The sequence below is a fragment of the Vibrio sp. 1069 genome (assembly GCF_033340555.1).
This window is the reverse complement of record NZ_JAWOWP010000006.1, coordinates 200,270-222,581: the sequence shown is the minus strand read 5'-3', so window position 1 is coordinate 222,581 and position 22,312 is coordinate 200,270. Positions and strand designations below refer to the sequence as shown.

General features: G+C 44.8%; 16 protein-coding genes and 2 pseudogenes. 12 read left to right on the top strand and 6 right to left on the bottom strand.

Annotated features, from left to right (window positions below; all coding sequences use genetic code 11):
• Positions 1–28 precede the first annotated feature (28 nt).
• Both phoR and R7040_RS12495 read left to right on the top strand, forming a co-directional pair.
• Complete coding sequence (gene phoR, locus R7040_RS12500; RefSeq protein ID WP_005383667.1) at positions 29–1,327, top strand: phosphate regulon sensor histidine kinase PhoR; 1,299 nt, start codon at positions 29–31, stop codon at positions 1,325–1,327.
• The gene (locus R7040_RS12495; RefSeq protein ID WP_025768852.1) at positions 1,327–2,286 is read left to right on the top strand and encodes a PstS family phosphate ABC transporter substrate-binding protein; all 960 of its coding nucleotides are present in this window, start codon (positions 1,327–1,329) and stop codon (positions 2,284–2,286) included. Before phoR ends, R7040_RS12495 begins: the two co-directional genes overlap by 1 nt.
• A 34-nt stretch (positions 2,287–2,320) precedes the next feature.
• On the opposite strand, the gene ppx is transcribed toward R7040_RS12495, so the two are convergent.
• On the bottom strand, positions 2,321–3,826 hold the full coding sequence (ppx, locus tag R7040_RS12490; protein WP_033905789.1) for an exopolyphosphatase: 1,506 nt from the start codon (positions 3,824–3,826) through the stop codon (positions 2,321–2,323).
• Entirely contained in the window at positions 3,810–5,900 is a 2,091-nt protein-coding gene (ppk1, locus tag R7040_RS12485) for a polyphosphate kinase 1 (RefSeq protein WP_005381748.1), read from the bottom strand. Before ppk1 ends, ppx begins: the two co-directional genes overlap by 17 nt.
• 207 nt (positions 5,901–6,107) lie before the next feature.
• On the opposite strand from ppk1, the gene R7040_RS12480 reads away from it, so the two are divergent.
• From R7040_RS12480 to phoU, 5 genes and pseudogenes are all read left to right on the top strand, one after another.
• Positions 6,108–8,312, top strand: coding sequence for an ABC transporter permease subunit (locus tag R7040_RS12480; RefSeq protein WP_318096877.1), 2,205 nt, complete (start codon positions 6,108–6,110; stop codon positions 8,310–8,312).
• Positions 8,313–8,342: 30 nt separating this feature from the next.
• A pseudogene (locus R7040_RS30615) lies at positions 8,343–8,574 on the top strand (phosphate ABC transporter, permease protein PstA); the annotation flags it as partial.
• Between the two features lie 65 nt (positions 8,575–8,639).
• A pseudogene (gene pstA, locus R7040_RS12475) lies at positions 8,640–10,016 on the top strand (phosphate ABC transporter permease PstA); the annotation flags it as partial.
• 2 nt (positions 10,017–10,018) lie between these two features.
• Positions 10,019–10,837 (top strand): phosphate ABC transporter ATP-binding protein PstB, encoded by an 819-nt coding sequence (pstB, locus tag R7040_RS12470; protein ID WP_005381745.1) that lies wholly within the window; start codon positions 10,019–10,021, stop codon positions 10,835–10,837.
• A 30-nt stretch (positions 10,838–10,867) separates the two neighbouring features.
• Positions 10,868–11,566, top strand: a complete 699-nt coding sequence (gene phoU / locus R7040_RS12465; RefSeq protein ID WP_005381744.1) for a phosphate signaling complex protein PhoU — start codon at positions 10,868–10,870, stop codon at positions 11,564–11,566.
• Between the two features lie 62 nt (positions 11,567–11,628).
• Here phoU and ppk2 read toward each other — a convergent pair whose 3' ends face one another.
• From ppk2 to R7040_RS12450, 3 genes are all read right to left on the bottom strand, one after another.
• The gene (gene ppk2 / locus R7040_RS12460; protein ID WP_053306543.1) at positions 11,629–12,405 is read right to left on the bottom strand and encodes a polyphosphate kinase 2; all 777 of its coding nucleotides are present in this window, start codon (positions 12,403–12,405) and stop codon (positions 11,629–11,631) included.
• Positions 12,406–12,475: 70 nt separating this feature from the next.
• Entirely contained in the window at positions 12,476–13,219 is a 744-nt protein-coding gene (locus R7040_RS12455) for a copper homeostasis protein CutC (RefSeq protein WP_395240857.1), read from the bottom strand.
• Between the two features lie 283 nt (positions 13,220–13,502).
• Positions 13,503–14,114 (bottom strand): peroxiredoxin C, encoded by a 612-nt coding sequence (locus tag R7040_RS12450; RefSeq protein WP_005381738.1) that lies wholly within the window; start codon positions 14,112–14,114, stop codon positions 13,503–13,505.
• 199 nt (positions 14,115–14,313) lie between these two features.
• Here R7040_RS12450 and R7040_RS12445 point away from each other — a divergent pair, with 199 nt between their 5' ends.
• The 3 genes from R7040_RS12445 (at position 14,314) to aceA (ending at position 18,888) form a co-directional block, all read left to right on the top strand.
• Complete coding sequence (locus R7040_RS12445; protein ID WP_005383681.1) at positions 14,314–15,219, top strand: hydrogen peroxide-inducible genes activator; 906 nt, start codon at positions 14,314–14,316, stop codon at positions 15,217–15,219.
• A 606-nt stretch (positions 15,220–15,825) separates the two neighbouring features.
• Positions 15,826–17,454: a malate synthase A gene (gene aceB / locus R7040_RS12440; RefSeq protein WP_256913784.1), complete on the top strand. Its 1,629-nt coding sequence runs from the start codon at positions 15,826–15,828 to the stop codon at positions 17,452–17,454.
• Between the two features lie 120 nt (positions 17,455–17,574).
• On the top strand, positions 17,575–18,888 hold the full coding sequence (gene aceA, locus R7040_RS12435) for an isocitrate lyase (RefSeq protein WP_005381733.1): 1,314 nt from the start codon (positions 17,575–17,577) through the stop codon (positions 18,886–18,888).
• Positions 18,889–19,011: 123 nt separating this feature from the next.
• On the opposite strand, the gene R7040_RS12430 is transcribed toward aceA, so the two are convergent.
• The gene (locus R7040_RS12430; RefSeq protein WP_017820562.1) at positions 19,012–19,461 is read right to left on the bottom strand and encodes a CBS domain-containing protein; all 450 of its coding nucleotides are present in this window, start codon (positions 19,459–19,461) and stop codon (positions 19,012–19,014) included.
• A 312-nt stretch (positions 19,462–19,773) separates the two neighbouring features.
• Here R7040_RS12430 and R7040_RS12425 point away from each other — a divergent pair, with 312 nt between their 5' ends.
• Together R7040_RS12425 and queA are read left to right on the top strand one after the other, a co-directional pair.
• Positions 19,774–20,940 carry a trypsin-like serine protease gene (locus R7040_RS12425; protein ID WP_017820563.1) on the top strand — a complete coding sequence of 389 codons (1,167 nt, stop codon included), beginning with the start codon at positions 19,774–19,776 and terminating at the stop codon, positions 20,938–20,940.
• Positions 20,941–21,208: 268 nt separating this feature from the next.
• Positions 21,209–22,261 (top strand): tRNA preQ1(34) S-adenosylmethionine ribosyltransferase-isomerase QueA, encoded by a 1,053-nt coding sequence (gene queA / locus R7040_RS12420; RefSeq protein ID WP_005381728.1) that lies wholly within the window; start codon positions 21,209–21,211, stop codon positions 22,259–22,261.
• Positions 22,262–22,312: the final 51 nt, after the last annotated feature.

The window sequence follows — 22,312 nt, the reverse complement described above, 5'->3', positions numbered from 1 at the left end:
CTTATCGGTACCATTTCTGGAGTTATGAGTGGTTGAAAGATTAACGTGGAAAAAGCTGGCTTGGGAGCTGGCTTTTTTTTACACCCCATGGGTGATAGTAGGTTGGATATTCGGTTATATGCCGTGGTTGCTTTTGGCTGCTACGGCATTGCAGCTTGTGTGGCATTTGCATAACCAAGTACGTTTATCTTCTTGGTTATGGGATGAAAAACGCCTCACGCCACCATCTGGTAGCGGTAACTGGGAATCTTTGTTCAATGGGTTGTATCGCTTACAACAGCGCCAACGCCGCAAACGAAAAGAGCTTACTAATCTTATTCGTCGATTCCGAAATGGTGCAGAATCGCTACCCGATGCGGTAGTGGTATTCCGTGCTGAAGGCAATATTGTTTGGTGCAACAAGCTGGCTCAGCACTTACTGGGCTTCCATTGGCCAGAAGATTCAGGTCAACCTATCTCCAATCTCATTCGTACACCTGATTTTATCAAGTACCTCAACAAGAAAGACTTTTCAGAGCCATTAGAAATGCGTTCACCACTCAATGTCGAACGCATGCTAGAACTACGTATCGTACCGTATACCGAAGGTGAACATTTGATGGTGGTGCGTGATGTTAGCCAGTTAAAACAACTTGAGGGAATGCGTCGCAACTTCTTTGCCAACGTATCTCATGAACTGCGTACACCAATGACGGTGCTACAAGGTTATCTTGAGATGACAGAAGATCCTGATATGGTCGTGGGTCCTATGTGGAGCAAAGCTCATGGTGTCATGACGGAGCAGCTTAACCGCATGAACAGTTTGGTGAACCAACTACTGACACTATCTAAAATTGAAGCGGCACCTATGCATGAGCTTGAGGAAGTCGTGAATGTGCCCGCGATGCTTGAAGTGTTAGAAAAAGAGGCGGTTAGCCTTAGTGGGGACAACCAACATAAATTGAAATTTGATGTTGATGCTAGCCTACGCGTGCTGGGCGATGATGACCAGTTACGTAGTGCTATCTCTAACCTCGTTTATAATGCCGTCAAATACACACCGCCTGGTGCGAACATTAATGTTCGTTGGTTCCAGACCTCTCAAGGCGCATGCTTAGAGGTGGAAGATAGTGGTGATGGTATTGAACCTCAGCACCTCCACCGACTTACTGAGCGTTTTTATCGAGTGGATAAAGCAAGATCACGTGATACTGGTGGAAGTGGTTTAGGGCTTGCCATTGTAAAACACGCGCTGAGTCACCATGACTCTCATTTAGAAATTCACAGTGAAGTAGGCGTGGGTAGTAAGTTTTCTTTCGTATTGCCTGAGCGTTTGGTGGTGAAATAATGGCTTTACGATTAGCAAAAACATTCAGTTTATTCGCGCTTGTTTGTTCTTTTATGGCTGCCGCTCAAGATAAACCATTGCCGAGTTATCATAAAACGACGGGGATTGTCGGGAACTTGCTCTCTGTTGGCTCCGATACACTTGCGGGTATGACAACGCTTTGGGTTGAAGAGTTTAAATCCATTTACCCGAATATTAATGCGCAAGTCCAAGCATCTGGCTCTTCTACTGCCCCTCCAGCATTGACCGAACAAACAGCTCAGTTTGGTCCCATGAGCCGCCCTATGCGTTTAAGAGAGGTTGAAGCGTTTGAACGTGAACATGGCTACAAGCCAACGGCGCTTAGGGTAGCCATCGATGCAATCGGTATTTTTGTTCATCAAGATAATCCAATTCAAGGTCTTAACTTTAGTCAATTAGATGCTTTGTTTTCTGCCACGCTACGCTGTGGTGAAAGTCAATTTGTCACAAACTGGCAGCAACTCGGTCTTGAATCACAGTGGGCAAAGCGAAACGTACAGTTGTTTGGTCGTAACTCCGTTTCTGGAACTTATGGTTACTTCAAAAGTAATGCCTTGTGTGGCGGCGATTTCAAGACCCGAGTTAACGAGCAGCCAGGCTCCGCGTCAGTTGTGCAAGCTGTAGCGTCAACCATCAGTGGAATTGGTTATTCCGGTGTCGGTTATCGAGTGGCAGGTGTGCGCTTAGTCCCTGTGGCTAAAATGGGAAATGACTACGTGACTCCAACGCGAGAACATATTGTTAGTGGTAAGTACCCACTATCACGTTACTTATATGTTTACGTGAATAAGCACCCTGATTACCCATTAACACCAATTGAAGCTGAATTTATTCGCTTTATCTTTTCTGCTCAGGGACAAGCGTTGGTTGAGAAAGATGGTTATGTGCCCATTACGGCAGACTTTGCAGAAGAAGAGTTAAAAAAAGTCGGCCTGTAAGCCGACTTTTTATTTAGGTATGGGCAGTACGAGATCAGAAAGTGAGTGTCCACTTCGCGCTGTCCCAACGTTCTTGTTCTTCCTGTAAATCCGCGTGAAGTAATTTATTGTTTTCTAGCCATGCTTCATCTGTGCATGTGAGAATCCATTCGTCATTTTTGATAGATAAGGTGATATCAGGCAATGGATCTTCATTACGCTGCCCATTTAATACGATAGAAAGTCGTAATATTTTGATGAGGCTTATAACGTCACTCTGTTTATAGAGGTTGAAATCTGGTAGTTCTTGCAATTTGAGCGCTTTACGCTGGAAGCGAGCCAATGTTGCAAGCACTAATTGCTGCTCACGGTTGAAGCCTTGTAGGGTGGAGTGCAACAGAATATAAAAAGAGTGGCGATGGAAACTACGCAAGTTGATACTTAATCCGACTTCATGAAGCAACGCTGCCCACTCTAGTAAGTCAAATAATTCACTCTTTTTCTTAATGCCTAGTTCAGAGCGTACCTGACATAACATCTCACGTGCATGCCCCTTAACACGAGCGGCATGCTCTAAGTCGACTCGGTGCTTGTTGGCTAAATTTTCTGTGGTGCGCATGCGAATATCGGAGCGTGCAAAACGCTCTTCCATTTCGTACAACAGGCCTTCGCGTAGAGCACCATCGGAGAAAAACATTTGCTCAATGCGAAGCGCTTTGAAAATCGCGGACAAAATCGCTACGCCTGCTGCGAATACGGGTTTACGTTCTTCTGTTAGACCCGCCAGCTCAATATCTTCAATGGAATCAAATTTACACAGAGTTTCGATAAGTGTATCCAGTCGACTCGCTGTGATCAGGCCATCTTCAAAACCTAATCCTACTAGCACTTCTTGAATCGCTTTGATGGTTCCTGATGAGCCGAGAGCAATATCCCAGCCCTTTTTACGATATGTTGAAGCGATGGACTCGAGTTTTTGTTCGGCCGCTAACATCGCCTTGCTGAAGTTTTTTCCTGACAGTTTGCCGTTTTTAAAGTATTGCTCTGTAAAACTGACGCATCCCATCTGTTTACTGTTGAGAAGCTCAGGCTCAAATTCTTGTCCAATAATCATCTCGGTACTGCCGCCTCCGATATCGATGACTAGTTTGGAGTTGGATTCTACTTGAGTGTGCGCGACGCCTAAGTAAATCAGGCGGGCTTCTTCTTCTCCGGGGATAATTTCTATTGGGAAAGGCATCACTTCTTTCGCACGCTCGATGAAAAGGTGGGCATTTTTAGCGCGTCTTAGTGTGTGTGTGGCGGCGATACGTACATTTGACTCATCAAGCCCTTGCAACCTTTCAGCGAACATGGCTAAGCATTCTAGCGCACGCTCCATTGCGGCGTGACTTAAGTTCAATTCACTGTCGAGTCCTGATGCTAAGCGAACACGTTGTTTATGACGACTAACCAGTTGTAGGTCACTGCCGACAACTTTGGCCACCACCATATGGAAACTGTTTGAGCCGAGGTCTATCGCGGCAATGTAGCGAGTATCTTGTTCAAGTATTTGAGGCATCTGAATTTTGTTTTCTAGTTTGCTTTTCTATATTTTTAAGATAGTCATAGATAGCGATTTGAGAGCGAACTTTTTTGCGATTACCTCGTGGTACGTAAGCGTTACTCATTTCTTTATCTATTAAACGAGCCTTTACTGTATCGGTAAAATGGATATTCGTTATATCAATAATTCTCTGTTTCAAACGTGGATCACGGACTGGTACTGCTACCTCGATACGGTGATCAATATTTCTTGTCATCCAGTCTGCGGAGGAGATATAAACTTGCGGATCGCCATCATTGTGGGTGATCACCACGCGAGGGTGCTCAAGAAAGCGGTCAACAATACTGATGATGCGAATATTGTCGCTGATCCCCTCAATGCCCGGTACTAATGAGCACATGCCTCGAATTATCATGTTTATTTTTACACCGGAAGTACTTGCTCCATAAAGCTTATTGACGATGCCTTTATCGACTAGGTTATTGACCTTGATCGTAAGAGCGGCTTTTTTCCCTAGCTTGGCATTCGCAATTTCATTATCGATTAAGCGGTAGATTTGGGTTCGAGAATTACGAGGAGATACCATAAGGTGATTGAACTTCACTGGTCGGTATGGATTCTCAATGTAACCGAAGACATTACGGACTTCATTAGTGATTTCTTGATCTGCCGTAAGCAGGGAGAAGTCGGTATAAATTCGTGCCGTCTTCTCATGGAAGTTGCCTGTGCCGATGTGTGCGTAGCGAATAATTTCTTCACCTTCGCGGCGGCTAATCATCAGTAGCTTTGAGTGAATCTTAAGACCAGGCGCACCAAAGATGACGTGCACACCCGCTTCGGTTAATACTTTTGACCATTCGATATTGGCTTCTTCATCAAAGCGAGCTTGCAGTTCGACGACCACAGTGACATTTTTGCCGTTGTGCACCGCATCAATTAAAGAGTTCATCAAGCGAGAATCTTTCGCGACGCGATAAATGTTAATCTTGATACTAAGTACTTTGGGATCGAAGGAGGCTTGGCGCACTAACTCACTAATGTGGTCAAAAGTGTGGTAGGGATAATAGAGCAGAATATCTTTCGCTTTAATCGCGTCAAAGCTGTTGGCATAACCTTCGAAATCGGCACATTTCATTGGCGGGAGAGGTTTATTTTCAAGATACTCTCGTCCAACATTTGGAAAGCCGATGAAGTCTTTAAAGTTGTGATAGCGTCCGCCGGGGATAAGGTTATCGTAGTTAGAGATATTAAGTTTGTTACACAGAAACTCTAACATTTGAGGCGGCATATCGCGTTCGTAGACGAAGCGAACGGGCTTTGCTGTCAGTCGCTGATTGACACCCTCTGACATTTGTTCAAGCAAGCTGTACTCGATTTCATTGCGTAAATCGTATTCAGCGTCACGCGTCATTTTCATCGCATAGCCGCTAAGCTCATCATAATCAAAAAAGCCTTTGAACAGCTCGTCCAAACAGTGGCGGATAATATTATCAAGTAAGATGATGGTTTTTCGACGCTTTCCTTTCTGTTCTGGTACCATCACAAAGCGGGGAAGGTGATCGGTCGGAATTTCGATCAGAGCATACTGGTAATGTTCTTCTTTACGCAGTTCCACGGCGATGTAAGCGTACTCGTCTTTGAGAAATTGCAGAACATCGATCTCGTCTTTCATTAGGAGGGGAGTGATATGCGGCATTACCTCTCTACGGAAGTATTTCGCGATCCACTTTTGTTGCGATTCATCCAGTTGTTGCTCGTTGACCAAGAAAATGCGACGTCGCGCCATTTCTCGAATCAACTCGCTGTAAAGCTCATCAAATTGTTCGTTAAGCTTTAGTGCTTTCGACTGCATTTTGGTTAACAGTCGTTTAGGGCTATCACTGCCACCGCGCTCTTGGCTGATTAGGATTCTGCGCTTCACGTCCGCAAAGCGTACTTTGTAAAATTCATCTAAATTGTTGGAAAAGATCCCAAGAAAGCGAATACGTTCGATCAAAGGGACGGTTTTATCGGCAGCTTCTTGTAATACTCGTTCGTTGAAAGACAACCAACTCAGCTCTTTTTCTATATATAGTTTTTCTGCGCTCATAACCTTACCTAGCCAAAAGTGAAGTATTACGTACTCATCTTGGAAAAATGGATGAGTGAGAACATTATGAGATTTTCATTACAGATTTATTTCATACCACGCATTGCATAAGAGTTGTATTCTTTTCAGGTGTTTAATGTGATCTGTAATATAATTGTCATCTTAACGACATATTCTAGTACTAAGTCAAAAAAGGTAGAGATATAAATGGCACAAGCCGAGTTTTCATTGCAGGAAAAAGATAAGAAACGACTGATAAAAGATCGTTTAGTTCGACTTGCAGTGACATCCGGTGGTGTCGGCGTACTCGCGGCGCTTATTTTGATCTTTGTCTACCTCGCCATGGTGATCATTCCGCTTTTTTCTGATGCGGAGATCAAAACCAACCAAGCCATTCGAGCCACTCATATTGAAACACCACTTGCGATTTCAGTGGATGATTACGCTCAGCTCGCGTTCGTTCTAACCCAAAGTGGTGAGATTCAATATTTGTCGATGGACGATCCTACGAAACCTGCGGTGTATACACAGCAAATCGTCCAGAAACCCGTCGCTTTCTCTCAATCTGCTCCTGGGCTAGGTTGGTATGGATTTGTTGATGGGCAGGGTAAAGCGAACCTTTTCAAGCCAGAATTTAATGCCACATTGAGAGAAAATACACGTCCTCCGGAAGTGATTGAGCTAGACACCAGCATGGATCTGACACTAAGTACGCCTCAAGATCCTGTGACTCAGTTTGTATTTGCAGCTTCGACGCCCTTACCAACGGTTGTTTGGCAGACGCAAAGTGGTGAAGTGAAAGCTCGCTGGCAAGTGGCTTCGTCTTTGGGTACGTCTCCTACAACGATCGATTTTACGTTCTCTTCAGGCTTTAATACGCCTCAGCAAATGTTGTTGACACCTGACGGTGAAACGCTTTATTTGCGCGATGGCTCTGAGTTGATCGTGTTAAAGAAAACCGCACGTAAATTTGCTGTGCGAGAGGTGGTCGATCTCACTCAAGGTGATAAGAAGCATTCCGTTCGTACGATAGACTTATTGGCTGGTGCTTACTCGCTTTTGGTGACGCACAACGATGGTCGGGTGTCGCAATGGTTTGATACGCTGCAAGAAGAAAAACGCACGTTAACGCATATTCGTGATTTTAAATTGGCATCAGAGCTTAAGTATTTGTTGCCGGATTCTCATCGAAAAGGATTTTATAGCTTTTACACCAACGGCACGTTGCAAAGCCATTATACAACCAGTGAAAAACTGGTGTTGTTTAAGCGTGCGTACCATCAAGCGCCTGCAATCGCAGCAATGTCTAACAATGAACGCTACTTAATCACTTGGCAAAATAATGCGTTAAATGTTGCGGAAGTGGACAATGCCTATCCGGAAGTTTCATTGTCTTCATTATGGCAAGAAGTGTGGTACGAAGGGTATCCTGAGCCTGAATTTGTGTGGCAATCGACTTCGGCGAGCGATAACTTTGAGGCTAAGTTCAGCCTAGTACCTATTGCGTTTGGAACGATAAAAGCGGCGATGTTTGCGATGCTGTTTTCAGTACCGCTCGCAGTGCTAGGTGCTATTTATACGGCTTACTTTATGTCGCCACGCATGCGTCGTGTAGTAAAACCGTCGATTGAGCTAATGGAAGCACTGCCGACGGTGATCATAGGTTTCCTCGCGGGATTGTGGTTCGCGCCTATTGTCGAAGATCATTTGATTACGATCGTCGTTATGCTGTTTGTTTTGCCCTTGAGCACCATGATTATGGGCGGGCTATGGGCATTAATACCGCAACCTTTGCGGAATCGTCTGCCTAATGGTTGGCATGCTTTAGTGCTCATGCCTGTCATATTGGTACTGATTGGGCTTGGAGTGTGGATTTCGCCTACGATTGAGCAGACGTTCTTTGGTGGCGATATGCGCTTATTCTTAACCGAGCATGGTATTGGTTACGATCAACGCAATGCATTGGTGGTGGGGTTAGCGATGGGGTTTGCTGTTATCCCGACGATTTTTACCATTGCCGAAGATGCCATTTTCTCTGTACCGAAGCATTTATCGGATGGCTCTTTGGCATTAGGGGCCACGCCTTGGCAAACTTTAATCTATGTTGTCTTGCTTACTGCAAGCCCAGGTATTTTTTCTGCCATTATGATGGGCCTGGGACGCGCTGTTGGCGAAACCATGATTGTATTAATGGCAACGGGCAATACGCCATTAATGGATTGGAATATTTTGGAAGGATTGCGCAGCCTGTCGGCGACCATCGCCGTTGAGTTGCCAGAGTCGGAAGTTGGAAGTTCGCATTATCGCCTGCTGTTCCTAGCTGCATTGATTTTATTTGTGTTTACGTTTGCAGTAAACGCGCTTGCGGAGTGGGTTCGTCAGAGACTGAGAGATAAGTACCGTGCGTTGTAATAATGGTTTGAATAAAGAGCGAGTAATAACGTGTTAAATTGGATTCGTTCTGGCGCACCGTGGATATGGCTAACAGGCGGTGCAGTCAGCATCAGTTTGTTGTCGGTATTAGGGTTGTTACTCCTTATCGGCTGGAAAGGCCTGACTTACTTTTGGCCAGCGCCTTTGTATCAGTGGAATGTTGCAGCGCTGACTCCTGTACAAGGCGAAGTGCTACATGAAAATACTATTCTGATTGGTCAAGTGTATGAGCGCAGCTTTGTACCGAAGAGTTATTTGCCTGAAAGCGCAGCACAACAGTTAGAAGACGATGAAGATTTTGCCACGCGACTCAGTATCAAAATCGCTAACCGAGAGTTGTATCCCGCCGATTTTATCTCCGTATTGCAAATGCAGTTGGATGAGCCCACGATGCCAAAAGAGTGGGCGGTGATAGAGCGCAGTAGCGGTGGTTATTTCTTTGGTAAGCTGGTGGCGTTTCAAGATGGTGATAATATATACACCAGTGATATTCAATCGGTACTAAATAAAAAGCTTGATGATGCAGAAACTCTGCGCCATGAGATTGATTCTTTGGTGGTCGATCAGCTTAAAGAGCTTGGTTGGAAGCTAGAGCAGTTGCGATTAGAAAAGCGCAAGCATGAATTGAATGACACGCTGACAGAAAGCTTCTTAAACGAAAACCAGACGAAAAAAGAGCAGATAGAAAAAGCGCTTGCGACGTTAGATTTGCAACTTGATGGTTTACGACTTCAGCTCTCTGACTATGCCTTGATTGTCGAGGATATGACGGGGTCACAAGTATCGATTCCGCTCGAAGACATTTTGGACTACTGGTATCCAAACCAAATGTCACTGCCTGATAAAGTCATGCATTGGGGAAAACAGGTTTGGAAGTTTTTATCTGAAGATCCAAGAGAGTCTAACTCCGAAGGAGGCGTGTTCCCTGCGATATTTGGTACGGTTTTCTTAGTACTCATTATGTCGATCATTGTGATGCCACTTGGGGTGATCGCCGCTATCTATCTACATGAATATGCTAAGAATAACGCTCTAACCAGAGTTATTCGTATTGCGGTTATAAACCTAGCGGGTGTTCCATCGATTGTTTATGGCGTGTTTGGTTTAGGTTTCTTCGTTTATACGATTGGTGCCTCTATCGACAACGTATTCTATGCGGAGAAGCTACCGGCACCAACCTTTGGTACGCCGGGTTTGTTATGGTCAGCACTAACTCTTGCCGTGCTGACGCTTCCAGTTGTGATTGTGACGACAGAAGAAGGTTTAACTCGAATTCCGAGCTCCGTACGACATGGCTCTCTAGCACTTGGTGCAACTCAGTTCGAAACGCTATGGCGCGTGGTTTTGCCTATGGCGACGCCAGCTATTATCACAGGTTTGATCCTTGCGATTGCGCGTGCAGCTGGCGAAGTAGCGCCACTGATGCTGGTGGGGGTCGTGAAATTGGCATCCAGTTTACCGGTTGACGGACAATTCCCTTATGTGCATTTGGATAGAAAGTTCATGCATTTAGGTTTTCACATTTACGATGTTGGCTTTCAAACCTCCAACATCGAAGCGGCGCGACCATTAGTTTATGCCACCTCTTTCTTACTCGTGACAGTGATTGTCGGGCTAAACTTAACAGCAATCAGTATTCGCAATAATTTACGAGAAAAATACAGAACGTTAGGACAAGATTAAGTATGTTTAATTTTGATAGTACATTAGGTTATGAGCCACCATTGGATGTTCATAATTTAACGGATGAACAAACAGCCATCTCAATCGAGAACCTTAATCTGTTCTATGGTCAAACTCAGGCGCTGCATGATATTTCGATGCGAATTCCCAAAGGGCGAGTCACCGCTTTTATCGGTCCTTCAGGGTGTGGAAAGTCGACGTTATTACGTTGCATCAATCGCATGAACGACTTAGTGGAAGGGTGTCGAGTCACAGGTAAAGTGCGTCTCCATGGCAAGAATGTTTATCATCCTAATGTCGATGTTGCGACACTTCGACGCCGAGTGGGGATGGTGTTTCAAAGACCCAATCCATTTCCTAAGTCTATTTATGAAAACGTAGTTTATGGCTTACGCTTACAAGGTGTAAAAAACAGCCGCAGTTTAGATGACGCAGTGGAGCGATCCTTGCGCTCGGCGGCGTTGTGGGATGAGGTAAAAGACCGCTTGCATGAGAACGCATTTGGCTTATCTGGGGGGCAGCAACAGCGCTTGGTCATTGCGCGCGCGGTGGCGATTGAGCCGGAAGTCCTGTTATTGGACGAGCCAACATCAGCGTTGGATCCAATCTCAACTTTAACTATTGAAGAGCTTATCAATGAGCTGAAGACTCAATATACTGTCGTTATCGTTACCCATAACATGCAACAAGCGGCGCGAGTGAGTGATCATACTGCATTCATTCATATGGGTAAGTTAATTGAATACTCTGACGCGGACTCGATCTTCACCTCGCCAATGAAGAAGCAGACCGAAGATTACATTACGGGTCGCTACGGTTAAGTCGCGACTCTATACGGAATAAGGAACATCATGCACTTTGGACGTCATATTTCAGGACAATTTAACGTAGAGCTAGAATCGATTCGTACTCATGTATTAACCATGGGGGGCTTGGTAGAACAGCAGCTTTCGTATGCTATTCAAGCCTTGCATAAAGAAGACATCGAACTGGCGCGTAAGGTTGTGCGTGACGATCATAAAGTGAATGCGATGGAAGTCTCGATCGATGACGCTTGTACACGCATTATTGCTAAGCGTCAGCCAACGGCAAAAGACTTGCGCTTAATTATGGCTATCATCAAAACGATCACTGATTTAGAACGCATCGGTGATGTGGCGACACGCATTGCTTACGTTGCCATCGAAAGCCCATCATCAAAAGAACGACAATTCCAAGTGTCGTTAGAGCCTCTCTGCCGTCAGGCAATTAATATGCTGCATCAGGTTTTAGATGCGTTTGCCCGCATGGATGTAGAAGCGGCAGCAGAGGTGCATAAACAAGATGACAAACTAGACGCCGAGTATGAAGCGGTGATTCGTCAGTTGATGACTTACATGATGGAAGATCCAAAAAATATCCCTAACATTCTGCAAGTGATGTGGTCGGCACGCGCGATTGAACGTGTGGGGGACCGCTGCCAGAACATCTGTGAATACATTATTTACTTCGTGAAAGGGAAAGATGTACGCCATCTAGGTGATCAAAGTATTGATGACGTACTGAAGTAACTGACTTCAATAAATAGACCAGCTTTTAGGCTGGTCTATTTATTAGAGAGAAGGAAAGCACGTCAATATTTATCAGGAACGAAGGTCTGATCATCAATGGGCGCTCTGACGTAACCTTCTTTATTGAGTTCAGGTAATTCGATGGGTGAGTACTCAAGTGCTTTGTAATCAATCTGGCTTAGTAAATGACTGATACAGTTCAAGCGCGCTTTCTTTTTGTCATCAGAAGGGACGACCCACCAAGGGCAGTTTTTCGTGTCTGTATAGGCAAACATATTATCTTTTGCTTCCGAATACTCCGCCCAGCGATGACGTGACTCTAAATCCATTGGGCTGAATTTCCAACGTTTGATTGGCGTATTAATTCGACCTAGGAAACGTTTTTCCTGCTCTTCGTCTGAAACCGAAAACCAATACTTAATAAGAATAATCCCAGAGCGTTGCAACATTCTTTCGAATTCAGGACAAGAGCGTAAAAACTCTTCGTATTCGTCTGGAGTACAGAACCCCATGACTTTTTCGACACCTGCTCGGTTATACCAACTTCGGTCAAATAAAACGATTTCACCAGCAGATGGTAAATGAGCGACGTAACGTTGGAAGTACCATTGCGTTTTTTCTTTTTCTGTCGGTGCAGGCAGAGCTACTACGCGACAAACACGCGGGTTTAGCTTTTCTGTAATTCGCTTTATCACTCCGCCTTTGCCCGCAGCATCACGGCCTTCAAACAGAACCACCACTTTTAACCCTTTGTGTTTGACCCACTCTTGAAGTTTTACGAGCTCAACTTGAAGGTTTTTGAGCTCCTTTTCGTATTCCTTTTTCTTCAATTTAGACATACACCTTTCCTCACTCCTTGATAAACAATATGTTAGCACTCAAAAGCTATGCGCGTGAGGTTACGGTCGTCTATTTGAGAGCTGCTACGACATCGGTAATGGCTTGTGTACTTGTGATGGGGATTAAAAAATCATCGACATCGGATGCGCCCATTTTGCTTTGTTCAGCAACAAAGGTCATTTGGCTAGGGCGTGTGGTTTTGCCTGACAGATGGATTTCAGGAACTTGAGTGTCTTCTACTAACGCACGTGCGTTACTCGCATTAACGCCAGCCCCCGCCATGATTGCTATGCGTCCTTGGGCTTGCTTAACCAAAGCTCTAAGCACATCGATCCCTTGTGGTGCTGAAGGCGCAAGACCGGAGGTTAAAATACGTTCACAACCTAAGCTGATCACTTCTTCCAAAGCTTTTTCAGCGTCACGACACTGGTCAAAGGCACGATGGAAGGTCACGCCTAAGCCAAGCGCTTGAGCAAATTCACACAGCGCAGCCGCGTAAGGCATATGAATATCACCGTCTTGAGTGAGCACGCCGAACACGACACCGCTCAAGCCTGATTGGTGAGCTGCTTCAATATCCCAACGCATCATTTCGATCTCTTCTTCATTGTAGAAGAAGTCACCTTGGCGTGGGCGGATCATGGCATAAACTGGAACACTAGAAAGCTTAGCCGCTTGCTGCATAAAGCCATAACTGGGTGTTAGTCCGTCTAAAGCCAAAGAGGAGCAAAGTTCAATCCGAGTGGCGCCGCCAGCAATGGCGTAGTGCAGAGATTCAATATTATCAATACAGACTTCTAGGTGAGTAACCACGTTCATTTATCCTGCTAACGTTACAAATAAGTGTTGTGGCTAAGATATTAACAGGGCCAGTAAGCAGAATCTGTATGGAGGGGATGATAAATAGAGGTAAAGTTTACGCTAAAGCGTTACCTCATTTTGGCGGTTTATCTGAAGGAAAAAGAAAGCCCAGAGCAGAGGCTCTGGGCTTTGATAGGACTTTACTTAGACTGATTGGCGTTTGCGGTTTTCCGCATTAGCTTATTGCTTTATATACATCCAACCATCACACCCGTTGAGCTAGGGTGAAGGTCTATTATTTTTTGCCTAGGTCAGCTGCGTGCTCAGATAGGAACGCTGCAACACCTTTTGGAGATGCGTCCATACCTGCTTTACCTTCTTCCCATTGTGCAGGACATACTTCGCCGTGCTTCTGGTGGAAGTTAAGAGCGTCAACCATGCGTAGCATTTCGTCGATGTTACGGCCTAGTGGTAGGTCGTTAACTACTTGGTGACGTACAACGCCTTCTTCGTCGATTAGGAAAGAACCACGGAAAGCAACGCCTGCTTCTGGGTGCTCAACGTCGTAAGCTTTACAGATTTCGTGCTTAACGTCAGCAACTAGTGGGTACTTAACTTGACCGATACCGCCATCTTCGATAGCAGTGTTACGCCATGCGTTGTGAGAGAACTGAGAATCGATAGAAACACCGATTACTTCAACACCTTTAGCTTGGAAGTCAGCTAGACGGTTGTCGAATGCGATTAGCTCAGATGGGCAAACGAAAGTGAAATCTAGTGGGTAGAAGAATACTACTGCTTTCTTACCTTTAGTGAACTCTGCAAAGTTGAAGTTTTCAACGATTTCACCGTTACCTAGAACAGCTGCTGCAGTAAAATCAGGGGCTTGACGACCTACTAGTACCATTTTTTTGCTCCTAAAAAGTATGGTTAGCTCCAAACCGAATTCAGTTGTGTCGGTTTGGTTCGTGTTTGTACGAGACAAACTATAGTACAGATTGTAGTATTGAAAAAAGCGAAATAAATAGATTGAGTTAATCGAAAAAAACGATAATAACAAAACTCTTAACTCGATCACTGGAACGGCGGTAGATACAAATACAATTATGAATAAATGGCCCAGTTTGAAGCAGTTACACTATTTAGTCACACTGCATGAAACAAGACATTTTAGTGACGCTGCAGAGCGTTGTTTTGTCAGTCAGTCGACTTTAAGTAAGGGTATTCAAAACTTAGAGGAATTGATAGGTTGTCCCTTATATGAAAAGAAAGATAAGAAAAGTCCACTGGTTTTTACTCAAACAGGAGAAATGGTAGTAAAGCAGGGGCGAGAGCTGTTAGCAAAAGGGCAAGATTTGGTCGAACTTGGACGTATGTGCCAAGGCGACGATATGCAAGGCCAGCTAAAAGTAGGATGTATACCAACAATTGCTCCGTTTTTACTGTGTGATTTGGTACAAGAGGTGAACTACCGTTTTCCACAACTGAATCTTTTATTAAGAGAAGACACGACGACAAACTTACTTCAAGCGCTCAGACATGGTGAGCTGGATGTGCTTATTTTAGCGTTACCAGTCGAAATTGATGGGATGGAAAGCCGAGTAGTGGGTAAGGATCCGTTTCGAATGGTTATAAGCGCTAATCAAGCCCAATCGGTCCCTGTGCCGATTCGTTACGCGGATTTACCTGACGAATCCGTCTTTCTACTAGAGAAAGAACATTGCTTAACGGAACATGCGGTATCAGCGTGTAAATTAACAGACAAAGAAAAAATCAATCCGTTTACGGCAACCAGCCTCCATACACTGGTGCAAATGGTTGCGAATGGTTTGGGAACAACGTTCATTCCTCAAATGGCTATCGACCATGGCTTGCTGCATAACCAGAATTTAGTCGTGATCGATCCTCCTGGTAAACAAGCTTATCGCGAAATCGGCTTAGTTTGGCGTCCGAGCTCGTCAAGAACGAAAACATTTAATCAACTTGCAGAAGTCGTTTCAGAGCTGCTTTAGCTATTAGTATTAGCCCTTACTTCTCCATTATTTATCTAAAAGCGCACTGGAAACAGTGCGCTTTCTAGTATTTTATTCTGTTGGTAAACTTTGACTTGTAAAATTTTACAGCTCTTCTTTGATGAAGCTTTCATAAAATAGTGAAATTTCACAATGTTAATTTTACACAAAGCCCTGCATACCTTGTTTGACCCCTGTTTAAATCCATCTCTTCAGCCCTTGTGAATACAAGGTGTTTGTTTACCAGTCTATATTCATACGCTTGTTTGAAATGATAAAACGACTTTAAATTTAATGTAATTTTATTACGTAATAACTTACAAAACAAGGCGCTTGATAGATGGTTTTTACCTTGCGGAATAAAACTTTGAATTTTCTGTTTTGTTTATATTGGGGGTTTCACTAAACCCTTTGTTGATATAGCTTATTTAAAGGCCGATACGACTTATGTCTAGATTGAAAATACACGTAGCATTACGCAATCTATCGGCATGGCTAGACGAGTTGAACACAAAGTTAAAGGATGTAATTTGTTGTTCATAACTTACAAATGTAGCTTTACGCTGACTGCCCAAGATTGATAAAGCACGTTAAGGATGAATGATTATGCTTGCTCAGACAGAACAAAAAACACAACAACTAAAGCAAACCCAAGGCATGCTTGAGGTGAATGGAGTCGTTGCTCCAGAACATCAAGCAATTTTCCCTGTTGAAGCCCAAACCTTTTTATCTCTACTGTGTGAAAAATTTGCCGGACGTGTTGAACAGTTGCTGGAAGCAAGAGAAGAGAAGCAAGCACGTATTGATGCTGGTGAGCTACCAGATTTTCTACCAGAGACACAAGACATCCGTGAAGGAAGTTGGAAGATCCTAGGAATCCCACAAGATCTGCAAGATCGCCGTGTGGAGATTACCGGACCAACTGACCGCAAGATGGTGATTAACGCACTGAATGCGAATGTAAAAGTGTTCATGGCAGACTTCGAAGATTCAATGTCTCCTGCATGGAGTAAAGTGCTAGATGGTCAAATTAACTTGCGCGATGCTGTTAATGGCACCATCAGTTACACCAATCCTAGCAATGGCAAACATTATCAGCTGGAAGATGACCCAGCGGTGTTGATCTGCCGTGTTCGCGGCCTTCATTTAAAAGAAAAACACGTTACGTGGCACGGTCAGATCATTCCAGGTGCGCTATTCGATTTCGCTCTGTATTTCTATAACAACTACAAAGCGTTACTTCAAAAAGGCAGTGGCCCTTATTTCTACCTTCCAAAACTGCAATCGCATCACGAAGCGAAGTGGTGGAGCGAAGTGTTCCATTTCACGGAAGACTACTTCGGTTTGGATACAGGCACCATCAAAGCGACTGTGCTGATTGAAACCTTACCAGCGGTATTTGAAATGGACGAGATTCTGTTCTCGCTTAAAGAACACATCGTTGGTTTGAACTGTGGTCGCTGGGATTACATCTTTAGCTACATCAAAACATTGAAAAAACACTCAGACCGAGTACTGCCAGATCGCCAAGTGGTAACGATGGACAAGCCATTCTTAAACGCTTACTCGCGATTATTGGTACGTACTTGCCATAAACGAGGTGCTTTCGCGATGGGAGGAATGGCCGCATTTATCCCAGCTAAAGACCCGAAAGAGAATCAAAAAGTATTAGACAAGATCCAGACTGACAAATCGTTAGAAGCTAACAACGGCCACGACGGTACTTGGGTGGCTCATCCAGGTTTGGCTGACACTGCTATGGAAGTCTTTAGTGCTGTGCTGGGTGAACGCACCAACCAGTTGGATGTGAGCCGTGCAGAGGATGCGCCTATTACAGCAGCTGAACTGCTTGAGCCTTGTGAAGGCGAGCGCACTGAAGGCGGAATGCGCCACAATATTCGCGTTGCGCTGCAATACATCGAAGCTTGGATTTCTGGCAATGGTTGTGTGCCGATTTACGGACTGATGGAAGACGCAGCAACGGCAGAAATCTCACGCGCCTCTATCTGGCAATGGATTCAACACGGCAAGTCGCTAGACAACGGATTAAAGGTCACTAAAGAGCTGTTCGAGCTCTATCTCAAAGAGGAGATTGAAGTCGTGAAGCAAGAAATTGGCGAGCAGCGCTACCATGCGGGTCGATTTGAAGAAGCAGCAGACTTAATGGCAAGGCTCACGACGAGCGATGAACTGACCAACTTTTTGACAGTTCCTGGTTATGACTACCTGGATTAATAAAGAATAACTGTAACACCAATAACGTGAAGGATTTTCAAGGCAGATAGGGAAGTACTGCCTGAGAACGGAAACTCAACGCACACGCATAAAGTGCAAATTATAAAGAGGGATAGACCAATGACTAACTTAACTCGCCGCCAACAAATTGAAGCTCTGGAAAAAGACTGGGCAACTAACCCACGCTGGAAAAATGTGAAGCGTACTTACACTGCCGAGGAAGTGGTGGAACTGCGTGGCTCTATGGTGCCTGCAAACACAATTGCACAACGTGGTGCAGACAAACTTTGGTCACTGGTCAACGGTAGTGCGAAAAAAGGTTACGTAAACTGTCTTGGTGCGCTAACGGGTGGTCAAGCCGTTCAACAAGCTAAGGCAGGTATTGAAGCGATCTATCTGTCAGGCTGGCAGGTAGCGGCGGATAACAACACCGCTTCGACGATGTATCCAGACCAATCTCTTTACCCAGTAGATTCTGTACCGTCAGTAGTAAAGCGTATCAACAACTCATTCCGTCGTGCAGACCAAATTCAGTGGGCTGCTGGTAAGACGCCTGAAGATGAAGGTGGTATTGATTACTTCCTACCTATCGTAGCGGATGCGGAAGCGGGCTTTGGTGGTGTGCTTAACGCTTACGAACTAATGAAATCGATGATCGAAGCCGGTGCCGCGGGCGTTCACTTTGAAGACCAGTTAGCATCGGTGAAAAAGTGTGGTCATATGGGTGGTAAGGTATTAGTTCCTACGCAAGAAGCGGTACAAAAGCTCGTTGCAGCTCGTTTGGCTGCTGACGTAGCGGGAACAACAACATTAGTTATTGCTCGTACTGATGCGAATGCGGCGGATCTCATTACTTCAGATTGCGACCCATATGATAAAGACTTTATTGAAGGTGAGCGCACTCAAGAAGGTTTCTACCGCGTTCGCGCGGGTATCGACCAAGCGATTTCTCGCGGTCTGGCTTACGCACCATATGCAGACTTGATTTGGTGTGAAACGGCTACGCCATGTTTGGAAGAAGCACGTAAGTTTGCAGAAGCAATTCACGCTGAATACCCAGATCAATTGTTGGCGTACAACTGCTCGCCTTCATTCAACTGGGAGAAAAACCTAGATGCAGAAACCATTGCTAAGTTCCAACAAGAGCTTGCAGACATGGGCTACAAGTACCAATTCATCACGCTAGCAGGCATTCACAACATGTGGTTCAACATGTTTGAACTGGCACACGCTTACGCTCAAGGTGAAGGTATGCGTCATTATGTTGAGAAAGTTCAGCGTCCTGAATTCCAAGCGGCTGAAAAAGGTTATACGTTTGTTGCGCACCAACAAGAAGTAGGTACAGGTTACTTCGATAGAATGACCAATACTATCCAAGGTGGTAACTCTTCAGTGACAGCATTGACAGGTTCGACCGAAGAAGACCAATTCTAATTGGCAGAGAAACACTTCCTTAATCAGCGTCAGTAATGGCATTTTGAGCGGCAACCCTGCCGCTCTTTTTTCGTTTAACCGGTGTAAAAACGAAACTTACAACAAAGAGAATACGCTTGCGTACTACTCTTCCTGCTCGATTTCTTCAGGTTCCACTTCTTCTTGCAGTTCCAATAAGTTAATCGCAATGGTCACAAAGTCACTGTCAGTAATGATGCCGACCAATCGACCTTTGGTGACAACAGGTAGACAGCCAACTTTATGCTTTTGCATATAGATAGCGCTCTCTTTGAGCCCCGCGATAGGCTCTGCCGTCATGATATTGGTGTGCATCATTTCGTAGAGCGGTGTGTCTAAAGTAAAAGATTGTTCAGCCTCATCTGGGTGCAAGCTCGATTCTTGAGCAGCAAGAATGTCGCGTTGAGTCACCAAGCCTTGTAAGTGGTTATTGGCATCAACAACCGGAATGTGTCGAATATCAAGCGCATCCATCATGCTTTTTGCATCACGCAAGGTGTGCGTGCGCAGTAAGGTATGAGGATTACGAGTCATCATGTCTTCAACCTTGATCATAGAGACCTCCAGCGGCATTGTCCTTCTCTTAAATATAGAGAATATTTTTCTGTATATCTGGGAGCTAACTCGTTTTTCATCAATTAAATAGCACAATGCTGATGGGCTGCGTAATCTGTGTTTTATTGGTGTTTTTATTAATTTGAATAAGTCGGTTTGTGTGCGAGTCAGTTGGCATTTTTAGTTGATATTGAATGTGTTCCCAAGGTAATCCAATGAATTGAATCGCACATTTTTATTCGCTGGATTTTCCAAGATTCTTCTCTCGAAGAAGATACGTCCAGGCTTACCAAATTGAAGACAGCAACCTAGATGAAACGAACAACGTGTAACAAACTTATTGCGCTGGCAGTGGCGGCATTCAGTGTGCCATCAACACAGGCGATTGTGTTAGGAGATGAACAAACCGATCCTGTTGACCGCGTTACTTTGCGAGCAAGTAACATGGCAGAGTTTCCGCTGTGTGGTGGAACGATGCTGACAGAGCAATGGGTACTGACTGCGGCGCACTGTGTGGTGATGGGACAAGGAACCAATGAAGCAACCTACTATGTGACCCCGCCGGGTGAGCTGTCGGTGAATGCGAATGCGTATGAACTTAATTCTGCAGGGCTTGATAACTTTTATCCGGTGTCTCATGTTGTGGTTCATCCGGATTACACCCGGATTTCAAAAGCTGAGACCGACAGTAATGGCAACGTGAAACCTATCCAAACCGGTTTAGATTCAGACATCGCGTTGCTGTATCTCACGCGCCCAGTGGCAAACGCGAACTTTGCTGACCTAGCGAGTAAAGTTGACATGGAGAGTATCGAAGCACGTTTGGTGGCGGATTGGAACGATAATTACCTGACCAATCAACGTGTCGAAAATGTGCAAGTGTTTGGATGGGGGGCTACTCAGCCGGATGCTTCTGAACCTTCTAATACGCTCAAAACCACCATTAGCACATTTTTACCCATCGACAAATGTTATGAGCGTTTAGAAATTGGCAGCAGTTTTCCGGGGATCATTGATTCAAGAGACAACCAAACCAAAATTTGTACGCTACCAACACAAAACCATGTATTGGAGCCAGATAGCCATACTCAATATGGCAACTCTGCATGTAAAGGTGACAGTGGTGGCCCGTTGGTCGATGTGGCGACCGGCAAACAAATTGGTATTGTTAGTGGCGGCCCCCTTATTCTACCAACGTGTGGCTCTTTGACGATCCCAAGTTTCTACACCAAGGTGAGCCACTATTACGACTGGGTACAGTCTTACATCACTGCCGATGCGCCACCAAGTCGTTACATCATTGCGCCGAATTTTATCAAAAGTGCTAACAATGAAAGTGGTGACAATAAAGAGTGTCACGATGGCATTGCGACCAATAACTGTGATTTCAAAGGCTCAGATGATGAAGGTGGCAGTCTAGGGTTTTGGTTATTGGGTTTATTCGTGCCGTTATTCTTGTGGCGAAAGCGTGAGGTTTGATAGGGCGATTGGAATGCCAAACTAATAAGCAGCGGTATACGTTGCTTTGCTTTTTTCATGTTCTCTCTTTGGGGCTCAAATTAAAAATAGTGCCAAGTAATCGAGGCTTTTCACGTTTTATTACACTCTTCACCATGGCTTTTACTGCTATATTCTGGTGATTTGCTTGCTATTGCAGCATGTAAACATATACTAGTCTGCTGCGAAAAACTCGTCGCAATTTTATCGTCGCCTAGACGTGATTTGACCAATAGATAAGACAAGTAACATGCAAGTATCAGATTTCCATTTCGACCTTCCAGATGAACTCATCGCTCGCTACCCTCAACCAGAGCGTACCGCTAGCCGACTGCTGCAAATGGACGGCAATACCGGAGAGCTCATTGATGGCACATTTACTGATGTATTGGGCCAAGTTCAACCCGGTGACTTAGTGGTGTTTAATAATACTCGTGTTATTCCTGCTCGTCTTTTTGGCCGCAAGGAATCGGGCGGTAAATTAGAAGTGCTGGTGGAGCGCATGTTGGATGAGAAAAGCATCCTCGCGCACGTTCGTTGCTCTAAATCACCAAAACCAGGTACAACCATTATTGTTGGCGAGAATGATGAATATTCAGCAGAAATGGTTGCACGCCATGATGCTTTATTTGAACTGAAATTTAGTTCTGATAAGACGGTACTAGAAATTCTGGAAGAAATCGGCCATATGCCGCTTCCTCCTTACATCGACCGTCCAGACGAAGATGCAGATAAAGAGCGTTACCAAACGGTATATAATCAAAAGCCAGGTGCGGTTGCGGCACCGACAGCGGGCCTTCACTTTGATGATGTTCTCTTGGAGAAAATCAAAGCGAAAGGTGCAGAGTTTGCTTACGTTACTTTGCACGTTGGGGCGGGTACATTCCAGCCGGTAAAAGTGGAAAATATCAACGATCACCACATGCATGCCGAGTACGTAGAAGTACCACAAGAAGTCGTCGAAGCAATTAAAGCGACGAAAGCGCGTGGCGGACGAATTATTGCTGTTGGTACCACATCTGTGCGTTCACTTGAAAGTGCAGCGCAAGACGCATTGCAAAAAGGGACTGAGCTGGCCCCATTCTTTGGCGATACTGAAATCTTTATTTTCCCTGGTTACGAATATCAGCTGGTGGATTGCTTGATCACCAACTTCCACTTGCCTGAATCAACATTGATCATGTTGGTGAGTGCATTTGCTGGATACGAGAACACCATGAATGCTTACAAACATGCGGTGGAAAACAAATACCGTTTCTTCTCGTATGGCGATTCAATGTTCATCAAGAAGAAAACGGCGTAGTTAAAAATAGATTTACGAGTGCTAGCAGTAAGCTAGGAAATAAAGCATCCA